At 71.1% G+C, this 20435-nt stretch carries 21 protein-coding genes; 11 read left to right on the plus strand and 10 right to left on the minus strand.

What is annotated here, in order from left to right; genetic code table 11:
• On the plus strand, window positions 1-1323 hold the full coding sequence (gene fahA, locus LH62_RS00330) for a fumarylacetoacetase (RefSeq protein WP_043358489.1): 1323 nt from the start codon (window positions 1-3) through the stop codon (window positions 1321-1323).
• Window positions 1324-1463: 140 nt separating this feature from the next.
• Here fahA and LH62_RS00335 read toward each other — a convergent pair whose 3' ends face one another.
• The gene (locus tag LH62_RS00335) at window positions 1464-2444 is read right to left on the minus strand and encodes a tripartite tricarboxylate transporter substrate binding protein (protein WP_043358491.1); all 981 of its coding nucleotides are present in this window, start codon (window positions 2442-2444) and stop codon (window positions 1464-1466) included.
• An 83-nt stretch (window positions 2445-2527) separates the two neighbouring features.
• On the opposite strand from LH62_RS00335, the gene LH62_RS00340 reads away from it, so the two are divergent.
• Both LH62_RS00340 and LH62_RS00345 read left to right on the plus strand, forming a co-directional pair.
• On the plus strand, window positions 2528-3400 hold the full coding sequence (locus LH62_RS00340; RefSeq protein ID WP_043358493.1) for a shikimate dehydrogenase: 873 nt from the start codon (window positions 2528-2530) through the stop codon (window positions 3398-3400).
• 14 nt (window positions 3401-3414) lie between these two features.
• The gene (locus LH62_RS00345; RefSeq protein ID WP_043364866.1) at window positions 3415-4212 is read left to right on the plus strand and encodes an SDR family NAD(P)-dependent oxidoreductase; all 798 of its coding nucleotides are present in this window, start codon (window positions 3415-3417) and stop codon (window positions 4210-4212) included.
• Window positions 4213-4284: 72 nt separating this feature from the next.
• Here LH62_RS00345 and arfB read toward each other — a convergent pair whose 3' ends face one another.
• From arfB to LH62_RS00360, 3 genes are read right to left on the minus strand one after another with little or no spacing between them, the layout of a single operon-like run.
• The gene (gene arfB / locus LH62_RS00350) at window positions 4285-4707 is read right to left on the minus strand and encodes an alternative ribosome rescue aminoacyl-tRNA hydrolase ArfB (RefSeq protein WP_043358495.1); all 423 of its coding nucleotides are present in this window, start codon (window positions 4705-4707) and stop codon (window positions 4285-4287) included.
• Complete coding sequence (eutC, locus tag LH62_RS00355) at window positions 4704-5438, minus strand: ethanolamine ammonia-lyase subunit EutC (protein WP_043358497.1); 735 nt, start codon at window positions 5436-5438, stop codon at window positions 4704-4706. The genes arfB and eutC overlap by 4 nt, the downstream gene beginning before the upstream one ends.
• Window positions 5435-6799, minus strand: coding sequence for an ethanolamine ammonia-lyase subunit EutB (locus LH62_RS00360; protein ID WP_043358499.1), 1365 nt, complete (start codon window positions 6797-6799; stop codon window positions 5435-5437). Before LH62_RS00360 ends, eutC begins: the two co-directional genes overlap by 4 nt.
• Window positions 6800-6883: 84 nt before the next feature.
• On the opposite strand from LH62_RS00360, the gene LH62_RS00365 reads away from it, so the two are divergent.
• From LH62_RS00365 to LH62_RS00380, 4 genes are read left to right on the plus strand one after another with little or no spacing between them, the layout of a single operon-like run.
• On the plus strand, window positions 6884-7408 hold the full coding sequence (locus LH62_RS00365; RefSeq protein ID WP_043358501.1) for a thiamine pyrophosphate-binding protein: 525 nt from the start codon (window positions 6884-6886) through the stop codon (window positions 7406-7408).
• Window positions 7409-7413: 5 nt separating this feature from the next.
• Entirely contained in the window at window positions 7414-8016 is a 603-nt protein-coding gene (locus LH62_RS00370; RefSeq protein ID WP_043358503.1) for a thiamine pyrophosphate-dependent enzyme, read from the plus strand.
• 10 nt (window positions 8017-8026) lie between these two features.
• Window positions 8027-9001: a hydroxyacid dehydrogenase gene (locus tag LH62_RS00375; protein ID WP_043358506.1), complete on the plus strand. Its 975-nt coding sequence runs from the start codon at window positions 8027-8029 to the stop codon at window positions 8999-9001.
• A 9-nt stretch (window positions 9002-9010) separates the two neighbouring features.
• Entirely contained in the window at window positions 9011-10351 is a 1341-nt protein-coding gene (locus LH62_RS00380; protein WP_043358508.1) for an MmgE/PrpD family protein, read from the plus strand.
• On the opposite strand, the gene LH62_RS00385 is transcribed toward LH62_RS00380, so the two are convergent.
• The 4 genes from LH62_RS00385 to LH62_RS00400 all read right to left on the minus strand — a co-directional run bounded on the left by LH62_RS00385 (window position 10344) and on the right by LH62_RS00400 (window position 13938).
• Window positions 10344-11624, minus strand: coding sequence for a TRAP transporter large permease (locus tag LH62_RS00385; RefSeq protein ID WP_043358510.1), 1281 nt, complete (start codon window positions 11622-11624; stop codon window positions 10344-10346). The genes LH62_RS00380 and LH62_RS00385 overlap by 8 nt on opposite strands.
• An 11-nt stretch (window positions 11625-11635) precedes the next feature.
• On the minus strand, window positions 11636-12166 hold the full coding sequence (locus LH62_RS00390; protein ID WP_052213536.1) for a TRAP transporter small permease: 531 nt from the start codon (window positions 12164-12166) through the stop codon (window positions 11636-11638).
• 4 nt (window positions 12167-12170) lie between these two features.
• The gene (locus LH62_RS00395; RefSeq protein WP_043358513.1) at window positions 12171-13157 is read right to left on the minus strand and encodes a TRAP transporter substrate-binding protein; all 987 of its coding nucleotides are present in this window, start codon (window positions 13155-13157) and stop codon (window positions 12171-12173) included.
• Window positions 13158-13242: 85 nt separating this feature from the next.
• Entirely contained in the window at window positions 13243-13938 is a 696-nt protein-coding gene (locus LH62_RS00400; protein ID WP_043358515.1) for a GntR family transcriptional regulator, read from the minus strand.
• Between the two features lie 55 nt (window positions 13939-13993).
• On the opposite strand from LH62_RS00400, the gene araD reads away from it, so the two are divergent.
• The 3 genes from araD to LH62_RS00410 are packed head-to-tail and all read left to right on the plus strand — an operon-like array spanning window position 13994 to window position 17320.
• Window positions 13994-15727 carry an L-arabinonate dehydratase gene (araD, locus tag LH62_RS00405; protein WP_043364868.1) on the plus strand — a complete coding sequence of 578 codons (1734 nt, stop codon included), beginning with the start codon at window positions 13994-13996 and terminating at the stop codon, window positions 15725-15727.
• Between the two features lie 60 nt (window positions 15728-15787).
• Entirely contained in the window at window positions 15788-15916 is a 129-nt protein-coding gene (locus LH62_RS32265; RefSeq protein WP_255359969.1) for a hypothetical protein, read from the plus strand.
• Window positions 15917-15964: 48 nt separating this feature from the next.
• Window positions 15965-17320, plus strand: a complete 1356-nt coding sequence (locus LH62_RS00410) for an amidase (RefSeq protein WP_043358517.1) — start codon at window positions 15965-15967, stop codon at window positions 17318-17320.
• Here the strand turns inward: LH62_RS00410 and LH62_RS27875 are convergent.
• Complete coding sequence (locus LH62_RS27875) at window positions 17301-18371, minus strand: LLM class flavin-dependent oxidoreductase (protein WP_052213538.1); 1071 nt, start codon at window positions 18369-18371, stop codon at window positions 17301-17303. The two genes, LH62_RS00410 and LH62_RS27875, sit on opposite strands and share 20 nt — an antisense overlap.
• Between LH62_RS27875 and LH62_RS00420 the strand changes: the two genes are divergently transcribed.
• Complete coding sequence (locus LH62_RS00420) at window positions 18370-19395, plus strand: AEC family transporter (protein WP_160299748.1); 1026 nt, start codon at window positions 18370-18372, stop codon at window positions 19393-19395. The genes LH62_RS27875 and LH62_RS00420 overlap by 2 nt on opposite strands.
• On the opposite strand, the gene LH62_RS00425 is transcribed toward LH62_RS00420, so the two are convergent.
• Window positions 19396-20424, minus strand: a complete 1029-nt coding sequence (locus tag LH62_RS00425; RefSeq protein ID WP_043358522.1) for an amino acid ABC transporter substrate-binding protein — start codon at window positions 20422-20424, stop codon at window positions 19396-19398.
• Between the last annotated feature and the right edge of the window lie 11 nt (window positions 20425-20435).

The following is a 20435-nucleotide window of genomic DNA, read 5'->3' on the forward strand; positions in this document are numbered from 1 at the left end:
ATGCCCATGATCGACGCGACGCATGACGCCGGGCTGCGCAGCTGGGTGGCCTCGGCCAACGGCCATCCGGACTTCCCGATCCAGAACCTGCCACTCGGCGTCGTCTCGCCGCCGGGCGGCGGCCCGCGGGCCGGCGTCGCCATCGGGTCGATGATCCTCGATCTGGCCGCGGCGCAGGCGGCCGGGCTGTTCGAGGGCGAGGCCGCACGTGCGGTCGAGGCGATGGCGGGCGGCACGCTCAACGCCTTCTTCGCGCTCGGCACCGGCCCGCGCATGGCGCTCCGCGCCCGGCTCTCGGCCCTGCTTGCCAAAGGCAGCGCGGAGCGGGCGAGGCTGGAGCCCTGCCTCCACCCCGCCGAGGGCTGCACGCCGCACCTGCCGGCGCGGATCGGCGACTACACCGACTTCTATGTCGGCATCCATCACGCGACCAATGTCGGCAAGGTCTTCCGCCCCGACAACCCGCTGCTGCCGAACTACAAATATGTCCCCATCGGCTATCACGGCCGCGCCTCCTCCGTCGTGCCCTCCGGCACGGCCATCCGCCGGCCGCAAGGCCAGCGCAAGCGGCCGGAGGAGAACGCGCCGAGCTTCGGCCCCTGCCGCAACCTCGATTACGAGCTGGAGCTCGGCGTCTGGATCGGCCTCGGCAATGCGCTTGGCGAGCCGGTGTCGGTCGGCGAGGCGGCTCGGCACGTCGCCGGCTATTGCCTGCTGAACGACTGGTCGGCGCGCGACATCCAGGCCTGGGAGTACCAGCCGCTCGGCCCCTTCCTCGGCAAGAGCTTCGGTACGACGATCAGCCCCTGGGTCATCACGCCGGAGGCGCTGGCGCCCTTCCGCATGGCCCAGCCGCCGCGCCCCGAAGGCGACCCGGCCCCCCTGCCCTACCTGCTGGACGAGGCCGATCAGCACGAGGGCGCTTTGGATCTCGAGCTGGAAGTGCTGCTGGAAACGCCTGGCCTGCGGGAGCGGGGCCTGCCGCCACACCGGCTCGGCCTCAGCAGCACGCGGCACATGTACTGGACGGTGGCGCAGATGGTGGCGCATCACGCCAGCAACGGCTGCAACCTCCAACCCGGGGACCTGCTCGGCTCAGGTACCCTTTCCGGCCCGGAGGACACCGCCCTCGGCAGCCTGCTGGAGATCACCCAAGGCGGCAAGCAGCCGCTGCGGCTCGGCTCGGGCGAGGAGCGACGCTACCTCGAGGATGACGATGCGCTGGTGCTTCGCGCCTACGCCCGGCGCGAAGGCTTCGCATCCATAGGCTTCGGCGAATGCCGCGGCAGCATCCTGCCGGGACCCGCAATCGGGGTCGCATGAACGATCGCCTCCGTATCCCGCGCCGTGCCGAGCGGGAGGGATGATCTGCCCTGCCAGACAGCAGGCTGGAGGCGCCTCCGCGAGCGCAGTTGGGCGGAAGGGACCACCCCAGGGCGGGGACGAAGCGGCCCGGCTCGCCCCTAGTCCAGCGTGATCCCGCGGCTGCGGATCACCTCGCCCCATTTGGCGCTTTCCGCGGCGAGATAGGCTGGGAATTCCTGCGGTGTGCCGAAGGTCGGGAAGATGGAACCCTGCCGCAGCCGCTCCAGCACCTCCGGGTTCTTCATCGTGGCGGCGAGGCCGGCGGAAAGGCGGCGGATGATCGGCTCCGGCGTGCCGGCCGGGGCGAGCAGGGCGAAGTCGCTGGTCGCCTGGAAGCCAGGGAAGCCGCTCTCGGCGATGGTCGCCACATCCGGCGCCAGCGGGTTGCGCTCCGGCGTGCTGACGCCGAGGGCGGCGATCTGCCCGCTCGCCATCAGCGGCAGGGCAGTGACGGCATCGACGAAGGCCATCTCCACTTCGCCCTGCACCAGCGCCTGCACCGCCGGCGCCCCGCCGCGATAGGTGACGTTCTGCACCGCGATCCCCGCCGAGCGGAGGAAAAGCTCCGTCGCCAGATGGGCGGAGGAGCCGGCGCCGGAAGAGCCGTAGCTCAGCCTGCCCGGCATCGACTTCGCGCGAGCGACAAAGGCGGCGATGCTCGGTGTGCCGAGCCTCGGCGTCACGCAGAGGAAGATGGGCGAGACAGCGATGCGCCCGATCGGGGCGAAACCCATGTCGTCGTCATAGCCACGCTGCGGGAAGAGGTGGCGCGACATGGCATAGGTGGAGTTTACCCCGAGCAGCAGCGTGTAGCCGTCCGGCCGGGCGCGGGCGACGCTTGCATGGCCCACGGTGCCGGAGGCGCCGGGGCGGTTGTCCACCACGACAGTGCCGCCGATCTCCTTGGAGAGCTGCTGCGCCACCACGCGGCCGACGAAATCGGTGGAGCCGCCGGGGGCCCAGGCGACAACGATGGTGACCGGGCGGCCCGGCGCGGGCCAGGGCTCGCCTTGCGCCAGGGCGACGCGGGCGCCGAGCGGGAGGAGCCCAGCCAGGATGGCGCGGCGATGCAGGGTCATTGCGATGGGTCCTCCCGCTTTCCTTGACCCGCAGCTACCCGCGAGTACCGTGCCCGGCAAGTGGGAAGGCGGGGGAGCGAGCCGTGGCCGAGAGCTGGGACCGGAGGCCCGCCTATCTGGCCGCGCTGATCGGCAGCGATATCGGCGCCTCCCTCACCCCGGCCATGCATGAGCGGGAGGGCGCGGAGCAGGGCCTGCGCGCCATCTATCGTCGGCTGGATTTCACCGCGCTCGGCCTCGGGCCCGAGGCGCTGGACGAGTTGCTGGTCGCGACGCAGCGCCTGGGCTTTGCCGGGGTGAACGTTACCCATCCCTGCAAGCAGGCTGTCATCCCGCTGCTCGACGAGCTGTCGGATGAGGCGCGGGCCCTGGGGGCAGTGAATACCGTCGTGTTCCATGACGGCCAGCGGGTCGGCCACAATACCGACTGGTCGGGCTTTGCCGAGGGCTTCCGCCGCGGCCTGCCGGATGCGGCATGGCGGCAGGTGGTGCAGCTCGGCGCCGGCGGCGCGGGGGCGGCGGTAGCCCATGCGCTGCTGGTGCTCGGGGTGGAGCGGCTGGTGGTATTCGACACCGATGCGGGCCGTGCCGGGACGCTGGCCGAGGCGCTCGCGGCGCGGTTCGGCGCCGCGCGAGCGGTGGCGGCTACGAAGCTGGCCGGGGCGATGGCCGCGGCGGATGGGCTGGTGAACTGCACCCCGGTCGGCATGGCGACCTATCCCGGCCTGCCGCTGCCGCCGGAATTGCTGCGGCCGGCACTCTGGGTGGCCGAGATCATCTATTTCCCGCTCGAGACGGCGTTGCTGCGGACGGCGCGCGCGCTCGGCTGCCAGACGCTGGATGGCGGCGGCATGGCGGTGTTCCAGGCAGTCGGCGCCTTCCGCCTCTTCACCGGCATCGAGCCGGATGCCGGGCGGATGCAGCGGCATTTCGCCGCCCTGGTCGCGGCCCGATGACGGAGGAGACGCAGATGAGCCAGGACAACCCCTATCCCACCGATCTCTTCACTGGGGAGGTGGCGCTGGTGACCGGCGCGGGGTCCGGCATCGGCCGCGGCGTCGCGGAATGGCTCAGCCGCTGCGGGGCGACGGTGCTGGCGAGCGACCTCCATACGGCGCGGGGCGAGGCAGTGGCCGAAGCCTTGCGGGCCGCCGGTGGCCGAGCGGCCTTCCTGCAGGCCGACCTGGCGAGCCCGGACGGCCATGCGGCGCTGGCCGAGGCAGCCGCGGCGCAGGGACCGGTGTCGATGCTGGTCCATTGCGCCTCGCCGCCGCGCCCGGAGCGGCAGACGGTTGGCGCCGTCACTCCCGAGGAGTGGGATGCGATGGTCGATACCAACCTCCGCTCCGGCTTCTTCCTCGCCCGCAAGCTTGGCCAGCAGATGGTGCAGGCCGGGCTGCGCGGGCGGATGGTCTTCGTCACGTCCCTCCACGCCGCGACGCCGCGCAACCTGCCGCATTACAGTGCAGCCAAGGCCGGGCAGGTCATGCTGGTGCGGGAGCTGGCGCGGTATTTCGGCCCGGCCGGCATCCGGGTGAATGCGGTGGCGCCGGGGGCAATCCCGGGCGGCGGCTTCCAGGGCGATTTCACGGCGCTGGCGCGGAAGGTGCCGATGGGCCGGGTCGGCAGCACGGAGGACATCGCGCGGGCGGTGGTGCCGCTGCTCTCCGACCGTTGCATGCCCTATGTGACCGGCGCGGTGCTGCCCGTCGACGGCGGGTTGGCCTTGGGAAATTGGATCGAGAACGCCTCGGCCTTGGACGAATAGCGAACTCGGACCGGTCAGGCCGGGTTCTAGCCTGATGGATGGGGTCCGGGGAAGGCAAGGCCTTCCCCAGGATCAGTCCGTCGGCTGCCGCCCCCGCCCCTTCTTCACATCCGCCCGCTTCGCCTTCCCCTCCAGCCTGCGCTTCTTCGAGGCCAGGGTCGGCCGCGTCGGCCGACGCGGCGGCGGGGGGGGGGTTGCCGCCTCGCGGATCAGCTCGAGCAGGCGCTCCAGCGCATCCTCCCGGTTCCGCTCCCGCGTGCGAAAGCGCTGCGCGGTGATGATGATGACGCCATCCTGCGTCAGCCGGTGCCCCGCCAGCCGCTCCAGCCGCGCCCGCACCGCATCGGGCAGGTTGGGCGAGAGTCGGGCATTGAAGCGGAGCTGCACCGCCGTCTCCACCTTGTTGACGTTCTGCCCGCCGGGGCCCGAGGCGCGGATGAAGTCCTCGGTCAGCTCATCCTCGGCAATGGCGATGCGGTGGGTGACCCGGATCATGGGGCGAGCCGTGGCGCGTTGGGCTGCTCGTCCTTCAGCGCGACACCGGTGGCGCCCAGGCGTCGTGCGGCGCCGGCGAGCCAGAGCAGCTTCTCCGCCGCCGCCTCGGGCGCGAGGCCACCGGGGCGGATGTTGGAGATGCAGTTGCGCTCGGCATCCGTCCGCCCCCGTTTGGGGCCGAGCGTGAGGTAGAGGCCGAGGCTGTCGGTGGCGGAGAGACCGGGCCGCTCGCCGATCAGCACGGCGACCATGGCAGCGCCCATGGCCTCGCCGATCTCGTCGCCGAGGGCGACGCGGGCCTGGCTGGCGATGACGATGGAGGCAAGGGCGAGGCCGGCCGCCTCCAGCAGCGGCCGGGCGGCGGCGATCAGCGCCGGAGCCTGCTGCTGCACGCCGATGGCGCAGAGCCCGTCCGCCAGGACGAAAAGGAAAGCGCCGGGCGTCGGCGGCAGGCGGGCACGGTCCGCCTGCCGGAGCCGCCGGCCGAGATCGGGGCGCAGGAGGTAGGTCCGGCGATCCGCCGCCTGGCTGGCAACGCGGATGGCGGGCTGGCCGAGCGCCGCCTCCAGCGCATCGAGGTCGAGCGCCGAATGCACTGCATCCCGTGCCCGCGCATGCGCTTCCTGGAAGTCGAGATGCGCCGCGGTCGGCAGCCCATGCCCGGCCCGGCCAAGCGCCACGCGGGCCGAGGTGAAGCGGCGCAGCTCTGCCCAAGGGACCGGCACGCTCATCCGAGGCCGATCAGCGCCGGGGCCAGCGGCAGCCGTCCTGCCCCGCTCGCCGCCTCGATTCCCATGCGCTCCATCCATTCCTCGAATTCCGGCGCCGGCTTCCGCCCGAGCGCCGCCCGCAGGTAGAGCCCGTCATGGAAGGAGGTGGATTGGTAGGCCAGCATTACGTCATCCGCCCCAGGCACGCCCATCACATAGGTGACCCCGGCCACGCCGAGCAGGGTCAGCAGCGCGTCCATGTCGTCCTGATCCGCCTCGGCATGGTTGGTGTAGCAGACATCCACCCCCATCGGCAGGCCGAGCAGCTTGCCGCAGAAATGGTCCTCCAGCCCCGCACGGGTGATCTGCTTGCCATCGAACAGGTATTCCGGCCCGATGAAGCCGACGACGGAGTTCACCAGCAGCGGCGAGAACTCCCGCGCCACCGCATAGGCCCGCGCCTCAAGGGTCTGCTGGTCGCAGCCGTGATGCGCTTCGGCCGAGAGGGCGCTGCCCTGCCCGGTCTCGAAATACATGCAGTCGGTGCCGACCGTACCGCGCCCCAAGGCAAGCGCCGCCTCACGCGCCTCCCGCAGCAGGGCGAGCGAGACGCCGAAGCTGCGGTTCACCCCCTCCGTCCCACCGATCGACTGGAAGACGAGATCGACCGGCGCCCCGCGTTCCATGGCCAGCAGGCTGGTGGTGACATGGGCGAGGACGCAGCTCTGGGTCGGGATGGCATAGCGGTCCCGCACCGCATCCAGCAGGTCGAGCAGGCGGAGGGTGGTCTCAAGGTTGTCGGTCGCCGGGTTTACGCCGATGACCGCATCCCCGGCGCCAAGCAGCAGCCCGTCGAGGATGGCGGCGGCGACGCCGCGCGGGTCGTCCACCGGGTCGTTCGGCTGCAGGCGAATGGAGAGCCGCCCCGGCAGGCCGAGCGTGTTGCGGAAGCGGCTGGTGACGCGGCACCGGGCCGCGACCGCCACCAGGTCCTGCAGCCGCATGATCTTGGAGACGCCGGCCGCCATCTCCGGCGTCAGCCCGGGGCGGAGGGCGGCGAGCGCCGCCGGCTCGGCGGCCAGCAGCCAGTCGCGGAAGCCGCCCACGGTCAGGTGCGCGACGGGGGCGAAGGCCGCAGCGTCGTGCCGGTCGAGGATCAGCCTGGTGACCTCGTCGGCCTCGTAGGAGATCACCGCCTCGTTCAGGAAATGCCGCAGCGGCAGGTCGGCCAGCGCCCGCTGCGCCGCCACCCGCTCCTGCGCCGTCTCCGCCGCCAGCCCGGCCAGCACGTCGCCCGAGCGCAGCGGCGTCGCCCGCGCCAGCAGGGTCCGAAGGTCCGGGAAGAGGTAGCGGGTGCCACCCACGGCATGCGCGAAGCCCATGCGAGCGGTGTAGCAAGCCCCGGGCCGCTCTTGCCAGCGCGGCCGGTCGGCAGGAGGATGCCGGCAAGGACCAAGGGGAAACGCATGCCGGACGCCACCGAAGATTGGCCGGACCAGATCTATGGCCTGCTCAAGGAGCACGATATCCGCCAGGTGGCGCTGGTGCCCGATGCCGGGCATTCGCGCCTCATCAAGCGCTGCCTCGCCGACAACGACATGCGGGTGGTGACGCTCACCACCGAGGAGGAGGGCATCGGCATGCTCTTCGGCGCCTGGCTCGGCGGCGAGAAGGGCGTGCTGCTGATGCAAAGCTCCGGCGTCGGCAACTGCATCAACATGCTCTCGGTGCCGATCGCCCACCGCACGCCGCTGCCGATGATCGTGACGATGCGCGGCGACTACGGCGAGTTCAACCCTTTCCAGGTGCCGATGGGCAATGCCACCCAGCAGGTGCTGGAGGCGATGGGCACGCTGGTGAAGCGCGCCGACGCGCCGGAGGATGTGGCGCCGACCGTCAACGCCACGCTGCGGATGGCCTTCAACACCTATCGCCCGACCGCGACCCTGATCGGCCAGCGGGTCATCGGCGCCAAGACGTTTGGGAAGTGACCGGCATGCGCACTGGACCCACGGGCAAGCTCCTCCGCCGCGACGTGGTCGCGGAACTGCTGCGGGACCGCGGCGGGCTGCTGGCGATCGGCGGCCTTGGCGCCCCGGCCTGGGACATCACCGCCGCCGGCGACGTGCCGGAGAACCTGCCGCTCTGGGGCGGCATGGGCGCCGCCGCGATGATGGGCCTCGGACTGGCGCTGGCCCAGCCCTCGCGCCCCGTGGCCGTCATCACCGGCGATGGCGAGATGCTGATGGGCATCGGCAGCCTCGCCACCATCGCCGTGCAGCGGCCGCGCAACCTCGCCATCGTCGTGCTCGACAACGAGCATTACGGCGAGACCGGCATGCAGGAGACAGCCACGCGCCACGGCGTCGACCTCGCCGCCATGGCCCGCGGCGCCGGCATCGGCGATTGCCGCCTGGTGAAGACCGCCGAGGAGGTCACCGCCCTGCGCGAGGCGATCCATGGCGGGGCCGGCCCGCTCTTCGCCCAGGTGAAGATCGACGAGGCGCCGGTGCCGCTGGTCCTGCCCCCGCGCGAGGCCTCGATCCTGCAGGCCCGCATGCGCGAGGCCGTGCTCGGCCCCGCCGCCCATCTTCAATAAGGCCGCCCCGATGCCCCATGTCGTCTGCCTGCGCCCCGTCCATCCGGAGGCCCTCGCCCTGCTCCGTGCCCGCGAGGGCGTGACGGTCGAGGTCCTCGATCCGGTGAACGAGGAAACCATCGCCGCCTCCATTCCGAAGGCGGAGGCGGTGATCGTCCGCGCCACGCCGATCAACCGCGCCTTCCTCGCCCATGCGCCGAATCTCCGCATCGTCGCCCGCCATGGCGTCGGCTATGATGCGGTGGACGTGCCGGCGCTGACCGAGCGCGGCATCCCGCTGACCGTGACGCCGGATGCGAATGCGCAGAGCGTCGCCGAGCATGCGATGATGCTGCTGCTGAACATCGCCCGGCAGACCGCCTTCTATGACAAGGCGACGCGCGAGCTGCGCTGGAGCAACCCGCCGGTGCCCGGCACCTTCGACCTCGCCGGCCGCACGGTCCTGGTGATGGGCTTCGGCCGGATCGGCGGCCGCGTCGCCCGGCTTTGCGCCGCCTTCGGCATGCGCGTGCTGGTGCGGGACCCCTTCATTCCGCAGAACACCATCAAGGGTGCCGGCTTCATCCCGGTGAAGGACCTGTCCGCGGGCCTCGCCGAGGCCGACGTGGTGACGGTGCATGTGCCCAGCAGCGAGAAGACCCGTGGCTTCGTCAATGGCGAGTTCCTCGCCGGCATGAAGCGTGGCGCAGTACTGGTGAACACGGCACGCGGCACCCTGGTCGACGAGAAGGCCCTGGCGGGTGCGCTGACCAGCGGGCACATCGCCGCCGCTGGCCTCGACGTGTTCTGGGAGGAACCCGCCACCGCCGACAACCCGCTGCTCAAGCTGCCGAATGTCATCGTCACCCCGCATACCGCGGCGGCGACGGAGCAGAGTCTGCGCCGCATGGCCCTTTCCTGCGCCGAGAGCATCTTGCAGGTCTTCGACGGCAAGCTCGACCCCGATGTCGTGATCAACCAGGAGGTGCTGCGCGGCAACGCGTAGCGTCAGGGCATGGAGAATCCGCTGCTGGTCCTCGCCGAGCACGCCGTCTCCTGGCGTGAGCGGCCGCTGGCACCCGAGGTCGCGCATCATGCGCGGCGGGCGCTGATCGACTGGTTCGCGGCCCTCCTGCCCGGCTGCTCCCGCCCGCCCGCCACGTTGCTCGCTGCGGCGCTGACGGCGGAGCGCGGCCCCGGCCGCTCCATCTGCTATGTCGACGGCAAGCCAGGCCCGCTGCGCCATGCCGCGCTGCTGAACGCGACGGCGAGCCACACGGTCGAGTTCGACGACATCTTCCGCGATGCCGGCTACCATCCGGCCTGCCCAACCATCCCACCTGCCCTCGCCGCCATCCAACAGCAGGGCGGCGGGATGGAGATGCTGCTCCGCGCCATCACCGCGGGCTACGAGGTCTCCTGCCGCATCGGCATGGCGGTGCAGCCGAGCCACTACAAGAACTGGCACACCACCGGCACCGTCGGCACCTTCGGCGCCGCGGCGGCGACCGCGCTGGTGCTCGGCTGCGACGCCCGGCGGATGGCCCATGCCATCGCCACGGCTGCCACCTTCGCCGGAGGGCTGCAACAGGCCTTCCTCTCCGACGGCATGTCGAAGCCGCTGCATCCCGGCCATGCCGCCGAGGCCGGAGCGCTCGCCGCCATCGGTGCCGCGGCGGGCGTGACCGGCGCGCTCGACGTGCTGCATGGGCCGAAGGGCTTCGCGGCGGCGACCAGCGAGGACACCGGCAAGTGGGAAGCGGCCCTCGCCGATCTCGGGCAGCGCATCTGCATAACCGAGATGACCTTCAAGAACCACGGCTGCTGCGGCCACATCTTCGCCGCGCTCGATGCCGTGGACGACCTGCGGCGGGAGCACGGCTTCAATTCCGCTGACGTCGCCGCCATCCATGTCGGCGGCTACGGCCCGACCAAGACCGTCTGCGACCGGCCCGAGGCGCGGACGGAGCAGGAATGCCGCTTCTCCACCCAGTACTGCATGGGCGCGCTGCTGGTGCTCGGCGGCGTCCGCCTTGCCGCCTTCACCCCCGAGATGCTGGGCAACCCCGCCATCCGCGCCATCATGCCGCGGGTGACGGTGGAGCTGGATCCGGAACTGGCCGATGCCTATCCCGCCCGCCGCGCCGCCAGGGTGCGGCTGATCCTGCGTGATGGGCGGGTGCTGGACCGTTTCCAGCCGACCCGCAAGGGCGATCCGGACGCCCCGCTCTCGGACGCCGACCTCTCGGCGAAGTTCGAGGAGCTGGTCGCCCCCGTCCTCGGTGCTGGGCCGGCCTCGGCCCTGCTCGAGGCGTTGTGGCATGGCGATGTCGTGCCCGGGGCGCTGCCTACCTGAACAGCGCCGGCAGCCAGAGGCTGAGCGCCGGCACATAGGTCACCAGCAGCAGCACCACGACCATCGCCGCATAGAAGGGCGCCGAGGTCTTCGTCGCGTCCCACATCGAGACCTTGCCGACCGCGCAGGCGACGAAGAGCACCGGCCCGACCGGCGGCGTGATGGTGCCGATGCCGAGGTTGACGATCAGCACGATGCCGAACTGCACCGGATCCATGCCGATCGCCTTCACCACCGGCAGGAAGATCGGCGTGCCGATCATGATGAGCGGCGCCATGTCCATGAAGGTGCCGAGCAGCAGCAGCACGATGTTGATGATGAGCAGCGTCATCAGCGGATCGTCGGTGATGCCCTTCATCAGCGCCACGGTCTGCGCCGGCACCTGCAGCAGCGCCATCAGCCAGCCGAAGGCCGAGGCCGTGCCGATGATGAGCATCACCATGCCCGTCGTCCGCACCGCCCCGCCGACGGCGTGGATGAAGCCCTCCCAGCTCAGGCTGCGATAGACCAGCAGCACCACCAGCAAGGCGTAGATGACGGCGACGCAGGCGCTCTCGGTCGCGGTGAAGACGCCGCTGCGCACGCCGGCGAAGATGATGACGATCAGCATCAGGCCGGGGATGGCGTTGAAGACCAGCCGCGCCAGGATCGACCAGCCGGGGAAGGCCTCCCGCGGATAGCCGCGCTTCACCGCCACCAGCCAGGCGACGACCATGAGCGAGGCCATCATCACGATGCCGGGGACGATGCCGGCGGTGAAGAGATCCGCGACGCTGATCGCCCCGCCTGCCGCGATGACATAGAGGATCATGTTGTGGCTGGGCGGGATCAGCAGGTCGATCAGCGCCGCATTGGCGGTGATGTTGACGGCATAGTCCGGCGCGTAGCCGCGCGCCTTCATTTGCGGGATCATCACGCCACCGACCGCGCTGGCATCCGCCACGGCCGAGCCGGAGACGCCGCCGAACAAGGTCGCGGCGACGATGTTCACCTGCCCGAGACCGCCGCGCAGATGCCCGACCATGGCGGCCGCCAGCGCCACCAGCCGGTCGGCGATCTGGCCCCGCATCATCAGGTCGCCAGCGAAGATGAAGAAGGGGATCGCCAGCATGGAGAAGACGTTCATGCCCGAGGAGAGCTGCTGGAACACCACAATCGGCGGCAGATCCATGTAGAGCACGGTGGCGAAGGCCGCGGCGCCGAGGCAGAAGGCAACCGGCACGCCGATCAGCAGCAGCAGCGTGAAGCTGCCGAGCAGCAGGGTGAGTTCCACGGCGGGTGCCCTCAGCTATCGGTCAGAATGGTATCGGCGGGCAGACCAACCGGCGCCCGGCCCGTTGCCAGCCGCGCCACCAGCCGCTCCAGCCCGAACAGCGCCATCAGCGCGCCGCCGAGCGTGATCGGCATGTATTCAACCGTGCCCGGCAGGCCGAGCGTCGGCAGCGTCGCATCCCAGACGGTGAGCGCGAGGTCGCTGCCATACCAGGCCATGGCGGCGCCGAAGACGGTGATGGTCAGGTCCGAGATGATGTGGAAGGCCAGCGCGAGGCCCGGCGGCAGCGTGTCGCGCAAGGTCTCGAAGCCCATGTGGAAGCCCTCGCGCACACCCGCCGCGGCGGCGCCCAGGATGACCCAGCCCATCAGCAACAATGCCGAGGCCTCCGCCCAGGCCGGGGTATCGTTCAGCACGAAGCGGCCGAAGACGCCCCAGGCGACGACCGCGGTCATCGCCACCATGGCGATGCCGGCGATGAGGATCGCAGCCCGCGCCGCGACCGCCAGCGCCGAGGAGAGTCCGCGATGCAGTGCCTGCATGCGCTCAGGCCGCGCGGATGCGGTCGACGAGTGCCTTCAGCTTGGCGTCACGCACGAACTGGTCGTAGACGGGCTGCACCAGCTTGGCGAAGGCCGGCTTGTCGGCCTGCACCACCTGCGCGCCGCCGGCCTCGATCTGCTTCCGCGCATCCTGCTCCATCTTCACCCAGAGGGCGCGCATATGCGGCACGCTCTCCTTCGCCGCCTGGCGCATGATCTCCTGGTCGGGCTTCGGAAGCCGGTCGAAGCTGCGCTTGCTCATCGCCACGATCTCGGGCGTCAGGCTGTGCTCCGTCATCGCATAGTGCTTCGCCACCTCGAAGTGGCGGGCGGTGAGGAAGGAGGGGAAGTTGTTCTCGGCGCCATCCACCACGCCGGTCTGCAGCGCGGAATAGACCTCGCCATAGGGCAGCGGCGTCGCATTGGCGCCGAAGGCCCGCATCATCGCCACCCACATGTCGGATTGCTGGACGCGGATCTTGAGGCCCTTCATTTCCTCCGGCGTCCGAGCCGGCCGGCCGCGGGTGTAGAAGCTGCGCGCGCCGGCGTCGTAGTAGCCGAGGGTGACGAGGCCATGCGGCAAGGTCGCCTTGCCGATATCCTCGCCGATCGGCCCGTCCATCACCTGCTGCATATGTGCGGTGTCGCGGAACAGGAAGGGCAGGCCCGCCACCAGCGTCTCCGGCACCAGGTTGTTCAGCGGCGCGGTGTTGACGCGGGTGATGTCGATGACGCCGAAGCGCGTCTGCTCCAGTGTGTCCTTCTCGTCGCCGAGCTGGCGGGAATGGAACATCTGGATCCGGATGCGCCCGCCGGTCCGCTCCTCGACGAGCTTGCCCATGTACTTCACGCCCTCGATGGTCGGGTAGCCGTCGGGGTGGACGTCGGCAGCACGGAGGGTAACGCCCTGGGCGCTGGCCCGTCCGCTGATCCAGGGGGCGGCGAGGACGGCGCCGAGCACGAGGCGGCGGCGGATGGTGACGCTCTCCATCGGATCATTCCTCCATCGGGGCGATCTCCGCCGCCCGATCAACTGCAATAGCAGATAGCAGCTTGCGCCCCACCCGCGCAGGAAGTCAACGGCCCTGGCGCGAAGTGGCGAGGACGCCGTTGGTCGTGAGGGAGCGGAGGACGTGATGCCGCATCCGCGCCTCGGCCAGCGCCGGGTCCCGCGCCTTGAGCGCGGCGAGGATCGAGGCGTGCTCGCGCAGCGCCTTCGGCATGTCCTTCGGCGTGCTGCCGAGTGCGCGGAGCCGGCCGAGGTCGTCATAGGCCCGGAGTGCCTCGAGCGACTTCACCAGGAAGAGGTTACCCGTCGCGCCCTGAAGGATGGCGTGGAAACGCTCGTTCAGCTCGGCCAGCGCTTCGGTGTCGGCGGCCGCCGTCGCGCCGCGCATCCCGCGCACGATCTGCGCCAGTTCCGCTAGGTCCTCGCCCGACATGCGCTCGGCGGCCAGCGCCGCGGCCACGCCCTCCAGCGCCGCGCGGATGCGGCCGAGCTCGGCCAGGCGCTCCGGCCCGATCTCCGCCACCACCGTACCGCGGCGCGGCAGGGTGACGACCATGCCGTCCTGCTCCAGCCGCCGCAGCGCCTCCCGCACCGGCTGGGCGGAGATGCCGAGGGCATGGGCCATGCTGCGCTCGGAGATCCGGCTGCCCGGCCGCAGCGTGCCCTGGACGATGCCGTCGCGCAGCCGCCGGTAGGCCCGCTCCCCAAGCGAGAGCGTCTCCTCCTCGGCAAGCGGTTCGACCAGAATGGGGCCAGCGGACATGGACAACTGCTATAGCAGCTGGCAGGGTGGGCCGGAAGTCATTGCCGCCGAGGAAATGTCCATGCCCCGCAAGAGGCCCGAGGAGTTGCGTAGCCACCGCTGGTTCGGAGTGGACGACCTCCGTGCCTTCGGCCACCGCTCCCGCCTGCTGCAGACCGGCCTCGCCGAGGCGGATTTCCGCGGCAAGCCGGTGATCGGCATCATCAACACCTGGTCCGACCTCAGCGTTTGCCACGCCCATTTCCGCACGCGGGCGGAGGAGGTGAAGCGCGGCGTCTGGCAGGCCGGCGGCTTCCCGGTCGAGCTGCCGGCGCATCCGGTGACGGAGCAGTACCAGAAGCCGAGCAGCATGCTCTACCGCAATTTCCTGGCGATGGAAACGGAGGAGCTGGCACGCAGCCATCCCTGCGACGGGCTCGTGCTGATGGGCGGCTGCGACAAGACGCCGCCCGCCCTCGTCATGGGCGCGCTTTCCGCCAACCTGCCCTGCATCTTCGTCCCCGCCGGCCCGATGCTGTCGGGCAACTGGCACGGCAAGAAGCTCGGCAGCGGCAGCGATGTCTGGAAGTACAATGCCGAGCTGCGCGCCGGCAACATCACCCAGGCGCAGTGGAAGGACATGGAGAGCGGCATCGCCCGCAGCTTCGGCACCTGCATGACGGCGGGTACCGCGGCGACGATGATGCTGGCGGTGGAGGCGATGGGCCTCGCCCTCCCCGGCGCTTCCTCCATCCCGGCGGCCGATTCCGCCCATCCGCGCATGGCGACGGCGGCGGGCCGCCGCATCGTCGAGATGGTCTGGGAGGATGCGACGCCCGGGAGCCTCCTGACCCAGGCCAGCATCGACAATGCGGTGACGGCGACGATGGGCTTCGGCGGCTCGACCAACGCCATCCCGCATCTCATCGCCATGGCCCGGCGCGGCGGCTTCCAGCTCGACCTCGACCGGTTCGATGCCATCAGCCGGCGCACCCCCCTCCTCGCCAACCTGCGCCCGAACGGCGACACCTGGCTGATGGAGGATTTCTACTATGCCGGTGGGGCGCGCGCCTTCCTTACCCGTCTCGCCCCCTGGCTCGACCTTTCGGCCCGCACCGTCACCGGCGCCACGCTCGGCGAGAACCTCGAGGGCGCCGAGTGCCACAACGAGGACATCATCCGCCCGCTCGACCGGCCGCTCCAGGCGGAGGGCGGCGTCGCCATCCTGCGCGGCTCGCTCGCCCCGCGCGGCGCCGTCATCAAGACCAGCGCGGCCGATCCCCGCCTGCTGACCCATACCGGCCCGGCCGTGGTCTTCGAGGACTACAACGACATGAATGCCCGGCTCGACGACCCAGCGCTGGAGGTCACGCCCGACAGCGTACTGGTGCTGCGCCAGGCCGGGCCCCAGGGCGGGCCGGGCATGCCGGAATGGGGCATGATGCCGATCCCCCGGAAGCTGCTCCAGCAAGGGGTGCGGGACATGGTCCGGCTCTCCGATGCCCGGATGTCCGGCACCAGCTACGGCACCTGCGTGTTGCACGTCGCCCCCGAATCGCATGTCGGCGGCCCGTTGGCCCTGGTCCGCACCGGCGACCTCATCCGCCTCGACGTGCCAAACCGCGGCCTCGACCTGCTGGTGGAGCCGGCGGAGCTGGAGCGGCGTCGCGCCGCCTGGACTCCGCCGCCCCGCCGCTACACCCGCGGCTGGACCTCGCTCTACCTCGACCATGTCGGCCAGGCCGACGAGGGCTGCGATTTCGACTTCCTGGAGCACGGGGCACCGACGCCGGAGCCAGAAATTCACTGAACCGTGTATCGATGTTTTAACGAATGGTCGGTAGGTTGCGGCAATCGAAAGGCTGTATCCGTGACCGAAGATCAAACCGAGAACGACGGAGAATTTCACCTGCTGGAGGGCTGGATGCTCGGCGTCCTGCTCTTTCCGCTGGCGATGGAAGAGATCGAACGGGTCCCGGCCGCCAACGACACGGAATAGCCCTCGGGCGGGCTTGCCGAGGCCGGCGATCCTGGCCAGCATCCGCCCATGCAGCACATCGCCGATGCCGCGGCCGCCCTGGCCAGCGGTCGCATCTCAGCCGAAGCCCTGGTCGATGCCGCGCTTCAGCGCATCGCCGACCCGGCAGGCGAGGGCCGCCGCACCTTCACCGCCGTCCATGGCGAAGCCGCCCGCGCCGAGGCCCGCGCCATCGACGCGCTTCGCCATGCCGGCCGCGCGCCAAGCCTCTGGGCCGGCATTCCCGTCACGGTGAAGGACCTGTTCGACGAGCGCGGCCACCCGACGCCCGCCGGCTCCGTTGTGCTGAAGGACGCCCCCGCCGCGGCGCAGGACGCGCCGGCGGTCGCCCGGCTGCGGCGCATGGGCTTCGTCGTCATCGGGCGCACCAACATGGTGGAGTTCGCCTTCTCCGGCCTCGGGGTGAACCCGCATCACGGCACCCCGCTCTCGCCCTGGGATCGGGCGACGGGGCGGTTGCCGGGAGGCTCCTCCTCGGGGGCCGCGGTAGCGGCAGCCGATCATATGGGCTTCGGCGGGCTCGGGACGGATACCGGCGGCTCCTGCCGCGTCCCGGCCGCACTCTGTGGCGTGGTCGGCTACAAGCCGACGGCGCAGCGGGTACCCAACACCGGCGTGCTGCCCCTCGCCCCCTCGCTCGACTCGGTCGGGCCGCTAGCCCGGAGCGTCGCCTGCTGCCACCTGCTCGATGCGGTCATCAGCGGCGAGGAGAGCCCGCCGCCGCTGCAGGCGCGGCCGCTCGCCGGGCTGCGGCTCGGCCTGCCGCGGCGGACCTTCCTGACGGACGACATCGACACCGCGGTTGGCAATGCCTTCCAGCGCGCCCTCTCCCGCCTTTCGGCCGCCGGCGCGCGGATCGAGCTCTTCGACATCCCGGAACTCGCCGAGCTGCCGGCGGTGAATGCGACGGGCGGCTTCGCCGCGAGCGAGGCCTGGGCCTGGCACCGGGCCCTCATCGCCGAGAAGTCCAGCCAGTACGACCCGCGCATCCTCGCCCGCATCCGCCGCGGCGAGCGGATGGGCGCCGCCGACTATATCGACCTGGTCGCCGCCCGCGCCCGGCTCCGCGAGGCCGTCGCCCGCCGCACCCGGGAATTCGATGCAGTGGTGACGCCAACCTGCCCCATCATCCCCCCGGCGCTGGCCGAGGTGGAGCCGGAGGCGGAGTACAACCGCATCAACCTGCTGCTGTTGCGGAACACCGCCGTCGGCAATTTCCTCGACCGCTGCAGCATCAGCCTGCCGATCCACCGGCCCGGCGAGGCGCCGGTCGGGCTGATGCTGACCGGCGAGACCATGGCGGACGCGGCGCTCTTCCGCACCGCCGCGGCCGTGGAGGCGGCCCTTACCGAAACGCCCGCATGATCCGCGCCCAGTCCTCGATCGCCGCCTCCTGGCCGGGGACGATCTGGACGGTGAACTCGGTATAGCCGGCATCGCGGAGGTCACCGACGCGGCGCCGCAGCTCCGCCTCGGTCGCGGTGAAGCTGCTGATGCGGATCATCTCCGCGGTGACGAAGGGGCGTTCCTCCGGCTTCACGAACATCAGGTGGCCCCGGTGGTTCTGCAGCCAGGGGGCGTCCTTCGGCTCGAAGGTCCGGGCCAGCGCCACATATCCCTCCACCGCCGCGCGGCAGCTCTCCGGCACCGGTGAGATGTTGGGCAGGCCGGAGAGCACCTCATCCGCGGCCCGGTGCAGCAACACGGCGGCGCGCGGCCCAGCCTGGGCCACGGCACGGTCGCTGTCCGCCGGCTCCCCCTCCTTCAGCACGCAGCCGAGGACGAAGGCCGTCGCCTGCAGGTCGCTTTCCGCCTGGCCGGCCGCCGCCCAGGACTGCTGCATTTCGCCCAGCATGGCGACGGCGGCCGGGACATCAGAGAAGAAGTTGATCCACCCCGCCCCGAGCCGCGCCGTCAGCGCCCGGGCCCGCGGCCCGGCGGCGGCCAGGTGGAGGCGCATGGGCGTGCGCGTGTCGATCAGGCCGAGATCGGGGTTCAGCAGCCGGATCTTCCGCCGCTCGCCCTCGACCTCCGCCTCCACCGTCTCCTCGGCGAGGAGGGCGAGCATCACCCGCAGGTATTCCTCGAACTCCTTCAGCTTCATGGCGCCGAGGCCCATGGCCCGCCGCCCGGTGAAGCCGGTGCCAAGCCCCATGTCGACCCGCCCCGGCGCCAGCTTGTTCAGCGAGGCAAAGGCATTGGCGGTGACCGGCGCGATGCGGTTGGAGGGGATCAGCACCCCGGTGCCGAGCCGGATGCGGCTGGTCTTCACCGCCGCCGCGCCCATGGCGACGAAGCAGTCAGCGCTCAGCATCTGGGTGTCGTAGAACCAGGCGGAGCGGAAGCCGAGCTCCTCCGCCCGCTGCGCCAGCCGCCAGCTCTCGGCGTCCGTCGCCATGGCGATGCCGAATTCCATGAGCCTGCTCCCTCGCTGTTTTCGCCAGGGAAGCCCGGCCGGGCCGGCGCGGCAAGCTTCCCTGCCGCGCCGCTGCCGTTATGGTGGGGGCGTGATCTCCTTCCTTGCCCTCTGCCTGCCCATCTTCGCCGTCATCGGCGTCGGATGGGCTGCGGCGTGGCGCGGCGCGATCACCCCCGCCATGGTCGATGCCGTCGGCAGCTTCTCCTTCCTGTTCGCCTTGCCGGCGCTGCTGCTGCGGCTGATGGCGTCCCAGCCGCTCGGCCGCAGCTTCGATCCCGGCTTCTTCCTCGGCTACCTTGGCGCCTGCCTCGCAGTCTTCGCGCTGGTGATGGCGGCGGCCCTGCCCTTCCGCCGACGCGCCCCTGCGGCGGCAATCGGCGCGGCGGCGGCCATGGGCAATGTCGGCTATCTCGGCCCGCCCCTGCTGCTGCCGCTGCTCGGCGAGCGCGGCGCCGGGCCCATCGCCATGTCGATCATGTCCGAGGTGGCGGTGGTGCTGGCGCTCGGCTCGGTGTTGATGGCGCCGGGGGCTGGGCTCCGCACCATGGGGCGCGTCGGCCGCATCCTCATACGCAACCCGGTGCTGCTGTCGATCGGCGGCGGGGCGCTGCTCGGCGCGGCGGCGATTCCGCTGCCGGGGCCGGTCGAGCGCTTCCTCGGCTTCCTCGGCGGCGCAGCGGGACCGACGGCGCTCTTCGCCCTCGGCGGCACCCTCGCCCGCCTCCGCATCGACCGGCGGCTGCTGGCCGTGGCGAGCGGGGCGGTCGCGGCGAAGCTGCTGCTCTACCCCCTGGTGGTCTGGCTGGTGCTGGGGCAGGCGCTCGGCCTCGCCCCGGTCTGGGTGCAGTCCGGCGTGCTGCTGGCGGCGATGCCGACCGCAACCAACGCCTTCGTCCTCGCCCAGCGCAACCAGGCCGCAACCGACGAGGTTTCCGCCGTGGTGCTGTTCTCGACGCTGATCGCCACCTTTGCCTTCCCGGTGACGGCCTGGCTGGTGGCGCCGCCGGTGGCGCTGCCCTGATTACCGGATGGGCGGTGCGTACATCAGCCCGCCCCGCGTCCACAGGTCGTTCAGCCCGCGCCGCAGCCCGACCGTGGTGGCCATGCCGAGGTTGCGCTCGAAGATCTCGCCGTAGTTGCCTGCTGCCTTGATGGCCCAATAAGCCCAGCGCCGGTCGAGCCCCATCAGCGGCCCATGGTCCCCGACGAGGCCGAGCAGCCGCCGCACCTCCGGATTCTCGCTGGTGAGGAAGCTGTCGACATTCGCCTGGGTGATGCCGAGCTCCTCGGCCGTCAGCAGGGCGAAGAAGGTCCATCGGACGATGTCGAACCACTGGTCGTCGCCGTGGCGCACCACCGGCGAATGCGGCTCCTTGCTGATGATCTCCGGCAGGATCACATGCTCCTCCGGATGCGGGAAGGAGGCACGAAGGCCGGCGAGCTGGCTCGCATCCGTGCTGTAGGCGTCGCAGCGTCCGGCCAAGTAGCTGCGCCGCGCCTCGTCATTCTGCTCGAAGACGACGGGGCGGTAGTCGATCTTGTTGGTCCGCGCCCAGTCGGTGAGGTTCAGCTCGTTGGTGCTGCCGGCGACGACGCAGATCGAGGCGCCGCCCAGCTCCAGCGCCGATTTCAGCCCGAGCGAGGTCCGCAGCAGGAAGCCCTGTCCGTCATAGAAGCTGACATTGGTGAAGTTCAGCCCGTTCGCCGTGTCGCGCGACTGGGTCCAGGTGACGGTGCGGATCAGCACGTCGATCTGGCCGGATTGCAGCGCCGGCAGCCGCGCCGTTGTGGTCAGCGGCACCCAGCGGATCTTCGTCGCATTGCCGAGCACGGCGCCGGCCAGCGCCCGGCAGAGATCGTTGTCGAGTCCCCGGTACTCGCCGCGGCTGTCGGGCAGGGAGAAGCCGGCCGCACCGGTCGAGGTGCCGCAGACCAGCAGGTCCCGCTGCCGCACCGCGGCCAGGGTCGGCCCGGCGCTTTGCGGCTGGGCTTCGGCCGCGAGCGGGGCGAGGCCGGCCGCGAGCGCCATGGCGAGCAGGAAGGCTTTCATCCATCATCTCC

Origin of the sequence: Belnapia sp. F-4-1 (genome assembly GCF_000802185.1) — a bacterium.
Taxonomy (GTDB): domain Bacteria; phylum Pseudomonadota; class Alphaproteobacteria; order Acetobacterales; family Acetobacteraceae; genus Belnapia.

Coding starts and splice junctions, on each gene's coding strand:
- fahA (WP_043358489.1), top strand. CDS start 1: ATGCCCATGATCGACGCGACGCATGACGCCGGGCTGCGCAGCTGGGTG.
- eutC (WP_043358497.1), bottom strand. CDS start 5,438: ATGAGCGTGCCGGTCCCTTGGGCAGAGCTGCGCCGCTTCACCTCGGCC.
- LH62_RS00345 (WP_043364866.1), top strand. CDS start 3,415: ATGAGCCAGGACAACCCCTATCCCACCGATCTCTTCACTGGGGAGGTG.
- LH62_RS00390 (WP_052213536.1), bottom strand. CDS start 12,166: ATGCAGGCACTGCATCGCGGACTCTCCTCGGCGCTGGCGGTCGCGGCG.
- LH62_RS27875 (WP_052213538.1), bottom strand. CDS start 18,371: ATGGAATTCGGCATCGCCATGGCGACGGACGCCGAGAGCTGGCGGCTG.
- araD (WP_043364868.1), top strand. CDS start 13,994: ATGTCCATGCCCCGCAAGAGGCCCGAGGAGTTGCGTAGCCACCGCTGG.
- LH62_RS00370 (WP_043358503.1), top strand. CDS start 7,414: ATGCGCACTGGACCCACGGGCAAGCTCCTCCGCCGCGACGTGGTCGCG.
- LH62_RS00400 (WP_043358515.1), bottom strand. CDS start 13,938: ATGTCCGCTGGCCCCATTCTGGTCGAACCGCTTGCCGAGGAGGAGACG.
- LH62_RS00380 (WP_043358508.1), top strand. CDS start 9,011: ATGGAGAATCCGCTGCTGGTCCTCGCCGAGCACGCCGTCTCCTGGCGT.
- LH62_RS00365 (WP_043358501.1), top strand. CDS start 6,884: ATGCCGGACGCCACCGAAGATTGGCCGGACCAGATCTATGGCCTGCTC.
- LH62_RS00410 (WP_043358517.1), top strand. CDS start 15,965: ATGCAGCACATCGCCGATGCCGCGGCCGCCCTGGCCAGCGGTCGCATC.
- arfB (WP_043358495.1), bottom strand. CDS start 4,707: ATGATCCGGGTCACCCACCGCATCGCCATTGCCGAGGATGAGCTGACC.
- LH62_RS00395 (WP_043358513.1), bottom strand. CDS start 13,157: ATGGAGAGCGTCACCATCCGCCGCCGCCTCGTGCTCGGCGCCGTCCTC.
- LH62_RS00335 (WP_043358491.1), bottom strand. CDS start 2,444: ATGACCCTGCATCGCCGCGCCATCCTGGCTGGGCTCCTCCCGCTCGGC.
- LH62_RS00425 (WP_043358522.1), bottom strand. CDS start 20,424: ATGAAAGCCTTCCTGCTCGCCATGGCGCTCGCGGCCGGCCTCGCCCCG.
- LH62_RS00375 (WP_043358506.1), top strand. CDS start 8,027: ATGCCCCATGTCGTCTGCCTGCGCCCCGTCCATCCGGAGGCCCTCGCC.
- LH62_RS00360 (WP_043358499.1), bottom strand. CDS start 6,799: ATGGGCTTCGCGCATGCCGTGGGTGGCACCCGCTACCTCTTCCCGGAC.
- LH62_RS00420 (WP_160299748.1), top strand. CDS start 18,370: ATGAGCCTGCTCCCTCGCTGTTTTCGCCAGGGAAGCCCGGCCGGGCCG.